Source organism: Streptomyces sp. DF42, assembly GCF_058267695.1.
This window is the reverse complement of record NZ_CM177859.1, coordinates 7,085,052-7,100,562: the sequence shown is the minus strand read 5'-3', so window position 1 is coordinate 7,100,562 and position 15,511 is coordinate 7,085,052. Positions and strand designations below refer to the sequence as shown.

12 protein-coding genes are annotated in these 15,511 nt (G+C 70.2%); 4 read left to right on the top strand and 8 right to left on the bottom strand.

What is annotated here, in order from left to right:
- Window positions 1-54: 54 nt before the first annotated feature.
- Both ACYUED_RS32595 and ACYUED_RS32590 read right to left on the bottom strand, forming a co-directional pair.
- Window positions 55-1,974, bottom strand: coding sequence for a glycogen debranching N-terminal domain-containing protein (locus tag ACYUED_RS32595; RefSeq protein ID WP_491287925.1), 1,920 nt, complete (start codon window positions 1,972-1,974; stop codon window positions 55-57).
- A gap of 933 nt (window positions 1,975-2,907) precedes the next feature.
- On the bottom strand, window positions 2,908-4,602 hold the full coding sequence (locus ACYUED_RS32590; RefSeq protein WP_491287923.1) for a DUF4192 domain-containing protein: 1,695 nt from the start codon (window positions 4,600-4,602) through the stop codon (window positions 2,908-2,910).
- Between the two features lie 186 nt (window positions 4,603-4,788).
- On the opposite strand from ACYUED_RS32590, the gene ACYUED_RS32585 reads away from it, so the two are divergent.
- Together ACYUED_RS32585 and ACYUED_RS32580 are read left to right on the top strand one after the other, a co-directional pair.
- Complete coding sequence (locus ACYUED_RS32585) at window positions 4,789-6,951, top strand: RecQ family ATP-dependent DNA helicase (RefSeq protein ID WP_491287921.1); 2,163 nt, start codon at window positions 4,789-4,791, stop codon at window positions 6,949-6,951.
- A gap of 308 nt (window positions 6,952-7,259) precedes the next feature.
- On the top strand, window positions 7,260-7,895 hold the full coding sequence (locus ACYUED_RS32580; protein WP_491287919.1) for a hypothetical protein: 636 nt from the start codon (window positions 7,260-7,262) through the stop codon (window positions 7,893-7,895).
- Window positions 7,896-8,259: 364 nt separating this feature from the next.
- Here ACYUED_RS32580 and ACYUED_RS32575 read toward each other — a convergent pair whose 3' ends face one another.
- From ACYUED_RS32575 to ACYUED_RS32565, 3 genes are all read right to left on the bottom strand, one after another.
- The gene (locus ACYUED_RS32575) at window positions 8,260-8,901 is read right to left on the bottom strand and encodes a hypothetical protein (RefSeq protein WP_491287917.1); all 642 of its coding nucleotides are present in this window, start codon (window positions 8,899-8,901) and stop codon (window positions 8,260-8,262) included.
- A 68-nt stretch (window positions 8,902-8,969) separates the two neighbouring features.
- Window positions 8,970-9,671, bottom strand: coding sequence for a ribonuclease HII (gene rnhB / locus ACYUED_RS32570; RefSeq protein WP_491287915.1), 702 nt, complete (start codon window positions 9,669-9,671; stop codon window positions 8,970-8,972).
- A gap of 93 nt (window positions 9,672-9,764) precedes the next feature.
- A complete protein-coding gene (locus ACYUED_RS32565; RefSeq protein ID WP_491287912.1) occupies window positions 9,765-10,388 on the bottom strand; it encodes a TetR/AcrR family transcriptional regulator in 624 nt (207 codons plus the stop codon).
- Window positions 10,389-10,574: 186 nt separating this feature from the next.
- Here ACYUED_RS32565 and ACYUED_RS32560 point away from each other — a divergent pair, with 186 nt between their 5' ends.
- Window positions 10,575-12,122 (top strand): MFS transporter, encoded by a 1,548-nt coding sequence (locus ACYUED_RS32560; protein WP_491287910.1) that lies wholly within the window; start codon window positions 10,575-10,577, stop codon window positions 12,120-12,122.
- Between the two features lie 317 nt (window positions 12,123-12,439).
- Here the strand turns inward: ACYUED_RS32560 and ACYUED_RS32555 are convergent, their stop codons facing one another.
- The 3 genes from ACYUED_RS32555 to ACYUED_RS32545 form a co-directional block, all read right to left on the bottom strand.
- Window positions 12,440-13,345 carry an ADP-ribosylglycohydrolase family protein gene (locus ACYUED_RS32555; RefSeq protein WP_491287908.1) on the bottom strand — a complete coding sequence of 302 codons (906 nt, stop codon included), beginning with the start codon at window positions 13,343-13,345 and terminating at the stop codon, window positions 12,440-12,442.
- 12 nt (window positions 13,346-13,357) lie between these two features.
- Entirely contained in the window at window positions 13,358-14,017 is a 660-nt protein-coding gene (locus tag ACYUED_RS32550) for a histidine phosphatase family protein (RefSeq protein ID WP_491287905.1), read from the bottom strand.
- A 133-nt stretch (window positions 14,018-14,150) separates the two neighbouring features.
- Window positions 14,151-14,756 (bottom strand): YdbC family protein, encoded by a 606-nt coding sequence (locus ACYUED_RS32545; RefSeq protein WP_491287903.1) that lies wholly within the window; start codon window positions 14,754-14,756, stop codon window positions 14,151-14,153.
- Window positions 14,757-14,915: 159 nt separating this feature from the next.
- Between ACYUED_RS32545 and ACYUED_RS32540 the strand changes: the two genes are divergently transcribed.
- Entirely contained in the window at window positions 14,916-15,449 is a 534-nt protein-coding gene (locus ACYUED_RS32540) for a TerD family protein (protein WP_491287901.1), read from the top strand.
- The last annotated feature ends 62 nt before the right edge of the window (window positions 15,450-15,511 follow it).

The window sequence follows — 15,511 nt, the reverse complement described above, 5'->3', positions numbered from 1 at the left end:
GATCTGACCCTCCCATCTCGTCCGCGCCATTGCGCAATGCTGCGTCGTCCGAGGTCACACACCCAGTTGCAGCCCGTCGGCCGCCTCCTCGACCATGGCGAGGCCGAGCCGACTGACCCGCACGGAGAAGGAGGCCCCGGCGACGCGGAGTCCCGTCAGGACGACCTCGCCCAGGGGGGCGCTGCGCATGGGGCTGAGCGTGACGGTCCGGGCGGGGGCGTCGGGGCGGATGCCCGCGAGCGTGGTCGGCAGCAGCACGCCGGCGGCCGCCGCGGTGGCAGCGGGGCGACAGGCCGCCGGGTGCGGGAGGGGAGCGCTCCCTTCGGTGCGTTGCTCGCCTCCGTACATCTCTGGCAGCCGGTGCCCGAAGGTCTCTGCCGACGCGAGTGCGCCTCTCAGGAGCGAACTCGCCTCTTTCTCGTGTCCGGCGGCGGCCAGGCCTGCGACGGCGATCGCCGTCTCGTGGATTCGCACGGCACCGCTGCGGTGGCCGAACGGGTTGTATCCGGGTTCTTTCGCGCCCAGTCCACGCAGACCCCAGCCCGAGTCCATGGCCGGGCTGCCGAGCAGTCGCGCGAGTTGTTCGGTCTGCACCTTGTCGAGCAGTCCGGGGGCCAGTTCGCCCCCGCCGAGCAGGCCGGTGTCCAGGAGATGAGCGGCGGCCGCACCCAGGTACGGCACCAGCGTGCCGTCGGGCGCGCGGGCGGCCGCCGGTCGGCCACCCGCCAGGTCGTCGATCCAGAAGTCCTCCCGGAACGCCGTCCGCAGCGTCTGCGCCCAGTACCGCAGCTCGGCGCCACCCGGTCTCCCGTACGCATCGAGCAGATCGGCGCCCAGCAGGGCCGCGCGGTGGGCGTGGGCCTGCATCTCGCAACGGACGGGACCACCCGGATGCGGGTCGCGCACGTAAGTGCCGTCGCCGACGGTTGCCCGCAGCCAGGCCAGACAGCGCTCGGCCGCCGGGAGCAGCGCTTCCGTCTCGGGTTCGGGAAGCCCCCAGCGGCGGGCCTCCGCCAGAAGTACCGGGAAGAGCAGGGTGGCTTCGGTGCCGGTGCAACCCGGCGGCAGATGGGTGCCCGCGTCCCGTCGCGGACCGGGGAGCATGCCGGACTGGGGTCCTGTGCCCTGGAATTGGCTGCGTGCGAGGGTACGCAGCGTGCCTGCGGCGAGGCGGGTGCCGAGGGGCAGCGCCATCCGCGCCGCGGCGAGCGCGTCGGCCGGTGCGAGACCGGTGCGCCAGGGGGCACCTGCCGCGAGATGCAGGTCGCCGGGGTGACTGCGGTCGCGCAGCATCAAGGCCTGGAGGTCTTCGACGCTTGTCCTCAGCAACGGCTGGATCCTCGAGTCGTCACTGGACGCCCCGGCGGCGGCGAGAGGGCTCGTTGCCGCGCGGCCCACGTCCCGCGCGGACCGCGCTCCGTCCGGCCTCACCCGCAGCTCGACGCTTCTGCTGCCGCCAGGCGGCAGCTCGAGCTCCCAACGCAGGAGGCCCGCGGAGGCCAGCGCGTCCGCGGGCGGCGGATCGGCCGTGACCGACGAGTTCCCGGTGGGGCAGGACCAGCGCAGGCCCGAGTCGTGGACGCTGGCGGGCAATTCAGGCTGCGCCGTGCCCGACGCGATGGCGCCCAGCTCGGCCAGGTCCGTGCCCAGGGCGACCTCGACCGGAACGCGCAGGGGGCGCAGGGCTGCACTGTGCAACGTGATGCGCTCCGTCCCGTCCGCGTGGCGCAAGCGCTCGACAACGACGTCCGGGTCCGGGCCGGAGTGCGGGGAGGCACGCAGTGTGCCCACGAAGCGGGCTCGGTCGGCCGCGGTCATCCGAGCCTGCACCGCCAGCGGTTCCCGCCCGGCCACGCGGACCTGGCACCGCGAGAGCAGGCGCCGACCCGCACGGTAGAACCCCTCCAACCCCTGACCGGTCATCTGCCCCTGCGCCGTCGAGATGGCGAGCCCCGGGAGCGAGACGCAGATCATCGCGTTGTGCGTGGACGGCAACTCGGCCGACCGGCGGAGTGCCGGAAGCGGGCCCGGGGACGGGATCGGGGACGGGGCAGCCACTCTCGGCGATCGCGCCCAGGATTGGTCACGGCCCGCGGGCCGAACCGAGAGCTGGTCAGGATCGGCTGCCCGAACCGGAGACCGGTCCGAGCGCGTGGGCCGGAGCGCAAGGCGACTCGTGTCGGGCGGATCCAGTGCAGGCCACCCCGGGGCGGGCGGTCGAGCGGCGTTGCCGCTCTGGTCCCAGGGACGGACGGTGATCGGGCGCTGGTCCGCCGGTCGGGCCGCGATGGGGCTCTGGTCGATCGATCGGGGGGTGAGGCTCTCGATGGTCGGTCGAGCGGCGGTGTGTCCCTGGACCGTCGGCTTGGCATGGGCCCGATCCTGATCGTCTGCCCCGGGCGCAGACCCGGGATGGTCGGGCCCAGACCCGGGACGGTTCGTCGGTGCAGGCGGGCGCCGGTCCCGGCCGTCGGATGGAGAGACACACGGGGCGTCGGTCGCGATCCGGGGCTCGTGCCGACCGATGCCGGCCGAGTGCGTCGGCAGTTCCGCACCCGCCCGCGGAGACAGCCCGGATCGGCCGACGCCGGAGCGGTCGTCGTCAACGGCGGAGGACGGATTCGGCTGATTCATGGGGTGGCTTCTTCCGCGCTCGGTGTACCTCGGCTGTGTGCGGCGCCGGGTGAAAGGATCCGGACGGACGGGGTCTGTGGGGCGGCACGGCCATCCGGGCGTACCGCCGCTCAGGTGAACGGAAGGAGAGTGCTCCGGGTCACGCCTCTTCGGGCCTACCTGACCGAATGGCGGCGGCCCCGATCGCCTCCGTCGACCACTTGGTGCCGCAAGCAGATCGTTCTGCAACCGTCGTCGACCGAACCGACCCCGCCGGCGTTCTCGAGGCATCGCTCACGCCTCCCGCTCGACACTGTCGCTTCCGGGCCGGAAGCTTCCGGGGCCGTCGTTGCGACAGCGAGCGGCGTCCTTCCCCGAGGCACTGGGGCGCGAGCGGTCCGTGCGGGCGGAGCCCGGACGTGTGCCGCCTACGACCCGAGTCCGCGGGCGAGGAACGCTCGCACCACTCCCCCGGCCTCCTGCCTTCGCCGAGCGTGGCTGGTTGCCGACAGTGCTGCCCGGGCGGGCACGGCGCCGCGCGCGGGAAGCCCCCTTCGGCACCGGCACCGGCTCAACGGCCTCGCCTGCCACCGGCCCTGCGATCTCCTCTTCGCCGTGCACCCGCTGGACTGTCGTCCGCTCGCGGTCTTTCCGCTCCGCACGCAGGCAGCGACGGATCGACTCCGGGTCCAGGCCTTCGTTGCAGGCCTGGTGCAGCAGGCGGGCGAAGAGGTAAGAAGGGTCCGCGCCGAGGGCCATGGCAAGGGCCTCCCTGGCCTCCAGCCCGTCGCCCGTCGACCAAGCGACCCAACCCGCCAGGGTCAAGGGCGCCGCCGCGTGTTCGCCGTACGACCCGACGCATCGGCGTGCGAGGGCCCGCCAGAGCCGGAGTGCGACAGCGGCCGCCTCACCCTCCATCCATTCGGCCGCGCGGTCTCGAGTCGCGCGGTCCTGCAGGCCGAGAATCAGAGTCGCGGCCTCGTCGTGTGCAAGCAGTTCGTCATCGCGGAGATCGGCTGTGAGCGCGCCGGACACGGGCGGGGCTTCTGCCAGTCGACGCATGACCAGCACGGCCAGCTCCAGTGTCTCCTCGGCCACGCCTGCACGACTGGCGTCATCCAGAATCCTGGGGACCAGCGCCATGCTCGCCGCGTCCAGGGCGCCCTCCTGCTCCAGGGCCACTGCGGTCTCCCAGGGCAGCAGCCTGGCCCGCAGTTCGCGCAGCGTGCCGCGCACCTGGAGGCCGGCATAGGTGGCAGCGGCGGCCAGCACTGACGTGCCGGGCAGCCCCATGGGCAAGCCGGCGGGCGGGCAGCATGCCTCGTTCACGCAGCAGTACGACCAGAAGCGGCCGTCCGAGATGCACAGTGCCTCGATCACCGGCACGTCGAGCTGACCGCACTCGACGCGCAGCTTCTGGGCCAGTGGCCGCAACCGCTCCATGACCTGGCGTCCCGTCTCACCCTTCGCCGGTTCCTGGCAGAGGTAGGCGACCATCTGCTCGGGCCGGGCTCCTCTGCGCTCGCTGCCCGTCACGAGCCCGTGTGCCAACTGCTCGGCCACGGACGCCCAGTCGTCGGCGTTCGCGGGAATGCCGAGCCGGGCACGGCCGCCGAACCGGCCGCGGCTGTCCCTGTCGTGCAGGGCGACCAGGACGATGCTGTCCTCGGGGCGGTATCCGAGCAGGTAAGGCAGTGCGTCGGCCAGTTCGGCCGGCGTGCGCAGCGTGACCTGGTGCTCGGCGCCGTGGCTGTCGTAGGCAGTGCAGTCGACCTGGTCCGGGCGGCGGCCCGGGCGCTCGGCGTACGCGTCCTGTCCCCCACCCTTCCCTTGTTCGTAGCGGCCGCCATGACTATCGGGAGAGCTCGGACCGGCGGGCATGTCTCGTCGCCCGTGCGACTCGTCGTGTCCACCGTTGGACTCGCGATCCTCACGTCCGCCGGCCTTGCCGTTATCGGGGGATCCAGTGGTTTCGCCGTGATTCGTCATGCGCAGACGATCTCGCGGATCGCGATATTCCGCTTTGCCCTGTGGATAACTCGGACCAGGGACACGTCAAGCCGATCACTCCAGTGAGGTTTGTCGACCCCGCGTGCCAAGGCATCTCGGGGTCTCACTCCCTCCTCTCCACAGGCCCGATCCGGATTGTCAGTGCCGTCCTGTTTGATGGGACGCATGGAGCACACGAGCAACGCGGAACTCCGGGCGGCCGCCGACGCAGTCCTCGCCCGCCTCGTCGGAGACGCCACGGGCGTGGCCCGGCTGCGTGAGGACCAGTGGCGGGCGATCGAAGCGCTCGTTGCCGACGGACGCCGGGCGCTCGTCGTGCAGCGCACGGGGTGGGGCAAGTCCGCGGTCTACTTCGTGGCGACCTCGCTGCTGCGCGCCCGTGGCAGCGGCCCCACTGTGATCGTCTCCCCGCTGCTCGCGCTGATGCGCAACCAGGTCGAGGCCGCCGCTCGGGCCGGCATCCGCGCGCGGACCATCAATTCCTCCAACACCGAGCAGTGGGACACGGTCCAGGACGAGATCGCCGCGGGTGAGGTCGACGTCCTGCTGGTCAGCCCGGAGCGGCTCAACAATCCGGACTTCCGGGACCAGGTGCTGCCCAGGCTCGCCGCCGCCACCGGACTCCTGGTGGTGGACGAGGCGCACTGCATCTCCGACTGGGGACACGATTTCCGCCCGGATTACCGACGGTTGCGCACCATGCTCGGCGATCTGCCCCCGGGGGTGCCCGTACTCGCGACCACCGCCACGGCCAACGCGCGCGTGACCGCCGACGTCGCGGAACAGCTAGGTACCGGGGGCGCGTCGGACGCCCTGGTGCTGCGCGGCCCACTGGACCGGGAGAGCCTGAGCCTGAACGTCATTCGGCTGCCGGACGCCGCGCACCGGATGGCCTGGCTCGCCGAGCACCTGGGCGAGCTACCGGGATCCGGCATCATCTACACGCTCACCGTGGCCGCCGCGGAAGAAGTCACCACTTTCCTGCGACACCGCGGGCACAATGTCGCCTCCTACACGGGCAAGACGGAGAACGCCGACCGGCAGCAGGCCGAGGACGACCTCCTGGCCAACGAGGTGAAGGCCCTGGTCGCGACCTCAGCGCTGGGCATGGGCTTCGACAAACCGGACCTCGGGTTCGTGGTGCACCTCGGCTCACCATCCTCCCCGATCGCCTATTACCAGCAGGTGGGCCGCGCCGGGCGCGGCGTCGAGCACGCCGAGGTACTTCTCCTCCCGGGCAAGGAGGACCAGGCGATCTGGGAGTACTTCGCGTCGCTCGCCTTCCCACCGGAAGATCTGGTGCGCCGCACTCTCGACGTCATGGCACGCGCGGACAGGCCCTTGTCGCTGCCCGCCCTGGAGCCCTTGGTGGAGCTGCGCCGCTCCCGTCTGGAGACGATGCTCAAGGTTCTCGACGTGGACGGGGCGGTCAAGCGGGTCAAGGGCGGCTGGATCGCGACCGGGCAGCCGTGGGCCTACGAGACCGAGCGATACGAGTGGGTCGCGCGGCAGCGCAAGTCCGAGCAGCAGGCGATGAGCGAGTACGCCTCGACGACGGTCTGCCGTATGGAATTCCTGCAGCGCCAACTCGACGACGAGGGCGCCAAGCCCTGCGGTCGCTGCGACAACTGCGTAGGCGCGCGGTTCACCACGGACGCCTCCCTGACCGCCGTGGACGCGGCACGCGTCGATCTCGGCCGGGCGGGCGTCGAGGTGGAGCCGCGCCGCATGTGGCCGACCGGCCTTCCGGCGATCGGCGTCGATCTCAAGGGGCGTATCCCGGCCGGCGAACAGGCCGCCTCGGGGCGGGCGTTGGGCCGCCTGTCGGACATCGGCTGGGGCAACCGGCTGCGCCCCATGCTCGCCCCGCAGGCCCCGGACGGACCCGTGCCGGACGATGTGGCGAAGGCCGTCGTGGGCGTGCTCACCGACTGGGCCAAGGGCCCCGACGGCTGGGCCTCGGGAGCGGCGGACGCCCAACCGCGTCCAGTGGGAGTGGTCACCATCGCCTCCCGCACCCGACCGCAGCTGATCAACTCCCTGGGTGCGCGCATCGCGGAGGTCGGCAGGCTGCCGCTGCTGGGCTCGGTGGAATACACGGGCGAGCCCCACGTGTCCCGCAGCAACAGCGCTCAGCGCCTGAAGGCCCTGGACGGCACGCTCACCGTGCCGACCGCCCTGGCTTCCGCGCTCGCCGAGGCCACGGGCCCCGTCCTCCTCGTGGACGACTTCACCGAAACCGGCTGGACACTCGCAGTCGCGGCCCGCATGCTCCGACGTGCCGGTGCGCAGGGGGTGCTGCCCCTGGTTCTGGCCGTTCAGGGCTGACCGCCGCGCAGCACCGCACATCTGCCGGCCGCCGCCCTGGACCACTTCCATGCCAACGGTGTACGAACGTGAGGTGAACGGTCGCCTCACGCGTCGCGACGCGACACCCTGGGTAGGGATATAAACCACACTCCGTCAGATTCCGGTCAGTGGCCCCAATTGCTCGTTGCCGCATCCCAGTTCGACAGCAAGAATTGGAGTCCGCTCCCCGCACGGCTCGCCCGTGGTCCGGTAGGGCTCTGCTGCGGCGTGCGCTCCCCTGAACAAAACCCCGCCCGCAGTGTGGGCGCGTAGCCGAAGGGAGGAACGTGACCTTCGGATTCGCTCCGTCCTCGGCGGCATCCACGTCGACGTCTGCCGACCTGTCCGCCGCATCCACCAACCCTCTCGCCCGCATGCTCGAACCCGCGGAGTGGGCCGCAGCCGGAATCCCCCTGCTGCGCAACCCCCGGGAAGTCGTCAGCGGCCTCCATTCCCGGCACCACCCCAGGCCGGCGACTGCGATCCTAGCTGTCCTCGACCCGGACGAACGCCTTTGCGCGAGCGCCTCGTTCACGCGCCGCCCGGCTCCGGCCGACGGCTGGATGTTCCGCAACACGCTTCTCGCTCAGCTGCGCCGGGTGATCCCGCACGACCTGCGGCGCCGCACACCGGTGCGCACCGCCGTGCTGCTCTACTGCCGTGAGGGCGACGCGCGTTGGACCGAAGAGGACGGCGCCTGGATGTGGGGCCTGCGCGACGCGTGCACACTGCACGGGCTGCGCTGCGGGGCGTACATCACTCTGACCCGGGACGGCTGGCAGGTCCTCGGCGAGGGCCGCGGCGGCCGCCGCCCCAGCGCGGACTCATCACCAGAGCCCTTCGGCATGTCGGAGGCACCGCCACTGCTGCCACGGACCGGCGGTGCCGCTTCGGAGGTACTGCGCCGCGCGGCAGCCCGCTGAGGACACGGCCGGGCCCCGTCTCCTCGCCGGCAAGGCTCCCCCGGTCCGCCACTTTCACGGCAGGCCAGTCGGGGGAGTTGCAGGGGGCCAGGGGGCGTTGCAGAGGGAGTCGTGTCCGAGAGTCAGGGCCGAGGCATTCGAGCAGCCCCCGCTCAGCACGGGGGCATCGCCGTCATGGTCACGAGCGAGGGACCACGGACTCGCGCGCCGAATCTCTCTCGGCTCGTCGCCCGGCCCCGGCGGACTAACGCATGCACCCGTCACCCGGTGTGCTCCGCGCACGCCAAAAGACCCGCTGTGCCGACGCCGCCGGAGCGGCGCCCACGTCGCTCCGGTACGTCCGCGCGGACGTACCGGAAAGGACTCAGACGCTTGCGCCCAGCACCGAGTTGATCTGCTGCGGGTCTCCGCAGACGATCAGCAAGGCTCCGGCCCGAGTGAGGGCCAGCGGCAGGACGGTGACAGCGGCCGTGTCGGAACCGCCGTTGACGGCGACCACGACCACGGGGCGCGAGGCTGCGCGACCGGCTGCAGACGCGTCCGCATAGAAGACGTCGTCGCCTGCGTCGTGCTGCGCCCAGTAGGAGGTTTCACCGAAGGACAGCTCGTGGGTGGCCCACGGGTGCTGTTCGCCGGTGGTGATCACCAGCACGTCGCCGGGGGCGCGCCCCGAGTCCAGAAGGAGGTCCACGGCTTCTTCGGCGGCGTCGAGCGCACCGTCCGCCGAAGCCGGGATCAGCTGGATCTGTGGGGTGGCCGGAGCCGTGACGGCGGTGGCAGGAGCAGCCGGGACCGAGGGTCCGGGCTTCAACGTGGCCACGTCACCCGACGTGCGTTGCACCGGCGGCGTGGGCCGGAGCGGACCAGGACGGCCAGGACGCGGCGGAGCCGCGGGGCGGGGGCCGGGTACAGGACGGGGGGTCGGCGCGGTGCGGCCACTGGCCGAAGTGGCGCGGGGACCCTGGGCACTCTCGTGAATCTGAGGCTCCTCGGGAATGAGAGGCATGAGCTGATTTTTATCAAACACTGGTACGACTCGCGTCGGCGGGTGGTACGTGAGTGCGAGCGGAATCGTCAGAAATCGAAGCCCAGCTGACCCTCGATTTCCGGAACGCCTCCGTCCGCCCAACTGCGGACCTTCTTGAGATGCCGCCACTGGGGCAGCGCATCAAGATACGCCCACGACAACCGGTGGTACGGGGTGGGGCCCCGCTCCGCCAGTGCGGCCTTGTGCACGGGCGACGGATACCCGGCGTTGGCCGCAAAACCGAAGTCTGCATGGTCGATACCCAGTTCGGCCATCATTTTGTCGCGCTGAACCTTGGCGATCACCGAGGCCGCCGCGACCGCCACGCACGACTGATCACCCTTGATCACCGTACGGACCTGCCAGGGATTGCCGAGATAGTTGTGCTTCCCGTCGAGGATCACCGCGTCGGGACGGACCGGCAGAGCCTCGAGGGCGCGCACCGCCGCCAGACGCAGCGCGGCGGTCATGCCGAGATCGTCGATCTCCTCCGGGGAAGCGTGCCCCAGGGCGTACGAGGTCACCCACTTCCGCAGTTCCACGGCAAGCACGGTGCGCCGCTTGACGGTGAGCAGCTTGGAGTCGGTGAGACCTTCGGGGGGCCGGCGCAGTCCGGTGACCGCCGCGCAGACCGTGACGGGACCGGCCCACGCACCGCGCCCCACCTCGTCTACGCCGGCAATGATCTTCGCTCCGGTCGTGGCGCGAAGGGAGCGCTCGACGGTGTGAGTAGGTGCTTCGTACGGCATGGCGCCCTTAGCCTACGCCCCGCAGATCATCCGGCGACACCCCGGCTTCCCTCAGCTGCGCCACGACCGCCACGGCCCCTGCTCGGCCACCACTCAGCCACCGCTCGGCCGCAGCAACGGAAGCATCAACTGGTCGACCATTTCCTCGAGATCACGATCACCCCATTCGCTGCCGCGCATCTTGGAGCGGTACATCATGGTGGCCGGGATGACATCGAGGACGTAGCTGTTCGCGGCATCGGGGCGGACCTCGTTCCGCTCCATGCCACGGGTGATGACTTCTCGGAGCAGTTTTACGGTGGGCTCCACGATCCCGTCGAAGATCACGGCATGGAAGCGCTCCGCCTGGATTGGGTCGCATTCGTGAATCACCGAGCGAAACGCGAAACCCGGGCGGGAGAACATCGCGTCCCTGGCGTCCCGGCACAGCGCGAGCAGATCCTCACGCACGCTGCCGAGATCGGGCGCCTGATCAAGGCGTGGCAGTCCGGCCTGCAGGGCGTCCGCCACGAGATCCTCCTTGGACGGCCAGCGGCGATAGACCGCGGCCTTGCCGGTTTGGGCACCGGCGGCGACGCCCTCCATGGTGAGGCCGCTCCAGCCGACCGTGCTGAGTTGTTCCAGGGCGGCATCGAGGATCGCGCGTTCGAGCACGGCGCCGCGCCGACGGAGGGAGGCCGCCTGAGCGGGGGCGGCCGTCCAGCGCGAGGTAACCATCTGAGTGTCTCCAGCGAGCAGGGGGAGCGGGGAGTTCGGGAGCGGGTGTGCGCCACGCGGCAGCATCGGGGGATTCGCCACGCAACACCAATTTAAGTGAACGCTTGCGTTCACTATCGGGGACTCACTACCGTTGACGCGACAGTGAACGCGAGCGTTCACTAACACATCCGTGGGGGACCCATAGTGACAACCTCTCAGTTGATCAAGGACCAGAAGCCAGGTGCGGCTCGCCGGAACGGGCATCCCGGCATCGCGCTCGCAGTCATCGCGGCCTGCCAACTCATGGTGGTACTCGACGCGACGATTGTGAACATCGCGCTCCCGCACATTCAAGACGCACTGAATTTCAGCACCACCGACCTCACCTGGGTGGTCAGCGCCTACACACTCACCTTCGGCGGTCTGCTGCTTCTGGGCGGCCGGGCCGGTGACATCCTCGGCCGCCGCCGGGTCTTCATGACGGGCATCCTGCTGTTCACGTTTGCCTCTCTGCTCGGCGGATTCGCCCAGGAACCCTGGCAGTTGCTGGCCGCACGAGTCCTGCAGGGCATGGGGGGCGCAATCGCGTCGCCCACCTCGCTGGCACTCATCACCACGACGTTCCCCGAGGGTCCGGAGCGCAACCGGGCCTTCGGCGTCTTCGCCGCGGTCTCCGCGGGCGGTGGCGCGATCGGTCTGCTCGCGGGCGGCATGCTCACCGAGTGGCTCGACTGGCGCTGGGTGCTCTTCGTCAACGTGCCGATCGGCGTACTGATCGCCGTGCTCGCACCCATGTACATCAACGAGTCGGAGCGTCACACCGGCCGCTTCGACATCGCTGGCGCCGCGACCTCGACGGCCGGCATGGCAACCCTCGTCTACGGCTTCATCCGCGCGGCGGACGAGGGCTGGCGAGACAGTCTGACCATCGGCTCCTTTGCCGCCGCCGTAGTCCTGCTGGGTTCCTTCGCGCTCGTCGAGTCCCGGGCCAAGGAGCCCATCACCCCACTGCGGATGTTCGCCGACCGCAACCGCTCGGGCACGTACGTGATCATGCTCAGCCTGGCCGCGGCGATGTTCGGCATGTTCTTCTACATCGTGCTGTTCGTGCAGAACGTGCTGGGATACAGCCCGATCCAGGCCGGTCTCGCCTTCCTGCCGGTGACGGTCGTGATCGCGCTCGGCGCGGGGCTGTCGCAGCGATTCCTGCCCGTGCTCGGGCCCAAGCCGTTCATGCTCACCGGCTCGACTCTCGCGGTGATCGGACTGGCCTGGCAGACCCTCATCAGCTCCGACAGCTCCTACGTCGGCGGGGTGCTCGGCCCGATGCTGGTGTTCGGCTTCGGCATGGGCCTGAACTTCGTGACGCTGACCGTGACGGCCGTCTCCGGTGTCGCCCAGCACGAGGCGGGTGCGGCCTCCGGACTGCTCAACGCGATGCAGCAGGTGGGCGGTTCGCTCGGCCTGTCCATCCTGACGACGGTTTTCGGCTCTGCCAGCAGGGACGAGGCCGAGAAGCAGCTGCCGAAGTTCCTCGCGAACGGATCGGCGGAGCAGAAGGCGGAGTTCGCCAAGACACATCAGCTGCCCAGCACGTGGGGGCACGAGGTGCTCGCCCAGGGCATCTCGATGGGCTTCGTGGCGGCCGCGGCCATGGCCGTACTGGCTCTCGGCACGGCCTGGTTCGTGATCCGGGTCCGAAAGAGCGATCTGGAGGCACTCGCCGGAACGGCGGGGGTACCGGCCGGCTGACCCGGCCACGCCTGCATCAGGCGACGGACGGCCGGACCGGGTCCAGGGGACCGACGGCGAGGACGCCGGTCCGGCCATCCGCGCTCTCCCTGCAGAGCGCAGCGACATGAGGGCCAGGAACGCCACCAGCACCACCACGAACCGCATGACCACCCCCAGGAACCCTCGTGTGTCCTCCGCACATGGCGTCGCGTGTGCCACACGCCGGATGCCGGAACAACGGCCGGGCGATTACGCAGAGTTCCCGATATCCACAGAGAGTTCCCACCGGAGCCTCTGCCCCGCACGCTTCCCGCGCGGAAAAGCTCAGGCAGGCGTCACCCAGCCGTTCGGACCCAGTCCGGCAGCTCCTCGGTCAGGTCCGCCCACTCGGTCGGCGGCATCCCCGTCTTCCCCGCGGCGATCACGCCGCCCACGATGGCGCATGTCGTGTCCACGTCGCCGCCGACCTGCGCGGTCGTCCAGAACGCGTGCTCGTAGTCGCCGAGGGCCCGAGCGGCCGACCAGAGGGCGAAGGGCACGGTGTCATGGGCAGACGTACGCCGTCCGCAGCCCAGGACGGCTGCGACGGTGCCGGCGTCGCCGTAGTCGAGCATGTCCCGCGCGCGTCGCAGGCCCGCGCCGACCGCGCTCTTCGGGATGAGCGCGACGACGCCGTCGAGGAGTGCCTCGGGGCTCGGCGGGCCACCGGGAGCGGCAACCAGTGAGGCGGCCGCCGCAACCGCCATGGAGCCCACGACAGCCTCGCGGTGCTGGTGCGTCGGGTAGGCGGAGATCTCCGCCTGGTGGGTCGCCTGCTCCGGATCGTCCGCGTACCAGGCGCCCAGCGGGGCGATCCGCATCGCCGCCCCGTTGCCCCACGATCCCTGTCCCTTGAACAGCTCAGCGGCGAGTTCACGCCAGTCGCCGCCCTCCCGGACCAGCCGCAGCAGGCGGTTGACGGCGGGGCCGTACCCCCGGTCGAAGTCGTGGTGCTCGGCGAAGGAGCGCGCCAGCTCGTCCTGGTCGATGCGGTGGTGGGTGGCGAGCACGGCGACCACGGAGCAGGCCATTTCCGTGTCGTCGGTCCACTGCCAGGGCCCGGGCGGCAGCTCTCGACTCTTGAGCAGAGGGTAGTTCGCCGGGACGAAGAACTGGGAGCCCAGCGCATCCCCGACCGCGAGTCCACGCAAGCTGGCCAGGGCGCGGTCCAGGCGCCCGTCGGGAGAGGAATCGGGGGTCATGGCTCTGCCACTCTATCCGGTGATCCCGTACGGTTCCGGATCTCGCCAGCGTTCGAAAGGCCGGTCAAGCACGTACTTGCCGTCGTCCCCCAGAACGAGCATCCGCATCTCCGCGTTCCCGGGATTCGACAGTGACTCGAATTCCGCGACCGTCCAGTGGAACCAGCGCATGCAGAACAGCCGCATGGCCAGGCCATGGGTCACCAGCAGCACGTTGGACGGGTGATCGGGTGCTTCGAAGCTGCGGTACAGGCTCTCCAGGAAGCCGCCGACCCGGTCGTACACGTCGGCGCCGGACTCCCCCTGGGCGAAGCGGTAGAAGAAGTGGCCGTAGGCGTCCCGGTAGGCCTTCTGGAGGCGTACGTCGTCGCCGTCCTGCCAGTTTCCCCAGTCCTGTTCGCGCAGCCGGGGTTCCTCGCGCACCCGTATGAGGTCGGGGTCGAGATGGAACGCGCGCAGGGTCTCGTGCGTGCGGCGGTACGGGGACACGTACACGCTGACGCGCTCGCGGCCGAAGACATCGCGCAGCCGTTTGCCGGTCTCCTCGGCCTGCTGCCAACCGCGCTCGGTCAGCGCCAGCGAATGGTCGGGCTCACGCTCGTAAACGGTGTCATCAACATTGCCCGTTGACTCTCCGTGCCGGACAAGGACGATGCGCCGTGGTCGTGCCATGCCAAAACCCTAGATCGGATGACGGCCGATGGAGCACTCGTACGGGCTCTATACGGCGCAGGTCACATATTTCCTGCACCACAGGTCACACCTGGGCGCACGACTAGCGGGTCCGGATTTCAAACCCAGCGTGTCAAACCGTCCAGGTCGACTCCAGCTCGACGATGTCGCCCGTGAGTGACGCGACGTCCGCCTCCGTCTGGGCCCGCAGGGCGAGCCGCTCCACGCGCTCCGTGCGGTACTTGCCGTGTTCGGCGGCCGACCGCCACATCGACAGCACCAGGAACTCGTGTCCCGGTGCCTCGCCGAACAGGCCTCTGATCATGCCCGGAGAGCCTGCCATGGCCGGGTTCCAGACCTTTTCCTGCATCAGCATGAAGTGCTCGGCACGGTCCTCATGGACTCGGCAGAGGGCGACCCGCAGCAGGTCGGCGTCCGTGAAACGCGGTTCGAAGCCGGTCTTCACGTCGAAGCGGTAGTCGAAGAGCTTGACCTGGGCATCCTTGAAGGTGCCCGACTGGGCCGCCGCCAGGCGGTCGTGGGAACGCGCCATGAAGGAGTCGTAGAACGCACGGCTCTCCCAGAAGGCGAAGATGTGCGCCACCCCTGTCCGTCCCCTGCTCCAGCCACCACCTTGTCCCCGAAACCCCGGCTCCCCCAGAAGCCCCGCCCATTTTCGCTGCCCCCGCTCGAAGCCGCGGCGGTCCACCACGGTGCAGCGAATCCACTTGACCAGCACCGCGCCATGGTAAGGCCACGGAGCGTGGCGTCGGTCACGCTCAGCCGGACAGCTCGGCCGCACACGTGCACGCGCACGTGGCAGGATGGACAACCGGCCTTGTCCGTCCGGCAGTTAGGGGCGGAGACAACGCACGGGCAACGGGGAAGGGGAAGACTGGTGAACGGCCTCAACAAGGGGATCCGTAAGGCCGAAGTCGCGCTGAAGTGGGATCCGAGTCCGACGGGACAGCCGCCCACGGATCTGGACATCGTCGCCGCCACCTACCTGGCGGGCGATCCGTACGGCGACCCCACCTACGTGGTGCACTTCGACAGCCGCTCCCCCGACGGCACCATCTACCTCAACCGGGACAGCAAGGACGGCAAGGGCTTCGGCTGGGACGAGGTCATGACACTGGAGCTGGACCGGCTGGACGGCCGCTACGCGCGCGTGGTGATCGGTGTCGTCATTCAGCAGCGTTCGGTACACCGCACCTTCGTCGGCGTGATCAACCCTGGCCTGCGGATCCGCGAGGGTTACACCGTCCTGGCCGAGGACGACTTCGGCGACGTCCTCGGAGCGACGGCGGCGACCATCGGGGAGTTCCTGCGCGACGGGTCCGGCGACTGGAACTTCCACCCCGGCATCCACGGTTACGACGACGACCCGGCGACGTTCACGAGGACCATGGGACGAGCCCGTCGGCCCTGACGGCGTCGACGGCGGCATACGGCGAGGAGGGGGCACCGACGCGTGGTCGGTGCCCCCTCCTC

Coding starts and splice junctions, on each gene's coding strand:
- ACYUED_RS32595 (WP_491287925.1), bottom strand. CDS start 1,974: ATGATCTGCGTCTCGCTCCCGGGGCTCGCCATCTCGACGGCGCAGGGG.
- ACYUED_RS32590 (WP_491287923.1), bottom strand. CDS start 4,602: ATGACGAATCACGGCGAAACCACTGGATCCCCCGATAACGGCAAGGCC.
- ACYUED_RS32585 (WP_491287921.1), top strand. CDS start 4,789: ATGGAGCACACGAGCAACGCGGAACTCCGGGCGGCCGCCGACGCAGTC.
- ACYUED_RS32575 (WP_491287917.1), bottom strand. CDS start 8,901: ATGCCTCTCATTCCCGAGGAGCCTCAGATTCACGAGAGTGCCCAGGGT.
- rnhB (WP_491287915.1), bottom strand. CDS start 9,671: ATGCCGTACGAAGCACCTACTCACACCGTCGAGCGCTCCCTTCGCGCC.
- ACYUED_RS32565 (WP_491287912.1), bottom strand. CDS start 10,388: ATGGTTACCTCGCGCTGGACGGCCGCCCCCGCTCAGGCGGCCTCCCTC.
- ACYUED_RS32555 (WP_491287908.1), bottom strand. CDS start 13,345: ATGACCCCCGATTCCTCTCCCGACGGGCGCCTGGACCGCGCCCTGGCC.
- ACYUED_RS32550 (WP_491287905.1), bottom strand. CDS start 14,017: ATGGCACGACCACGGCGCATCGTCCTTGTCCGGCACGGAGAGTCAACG.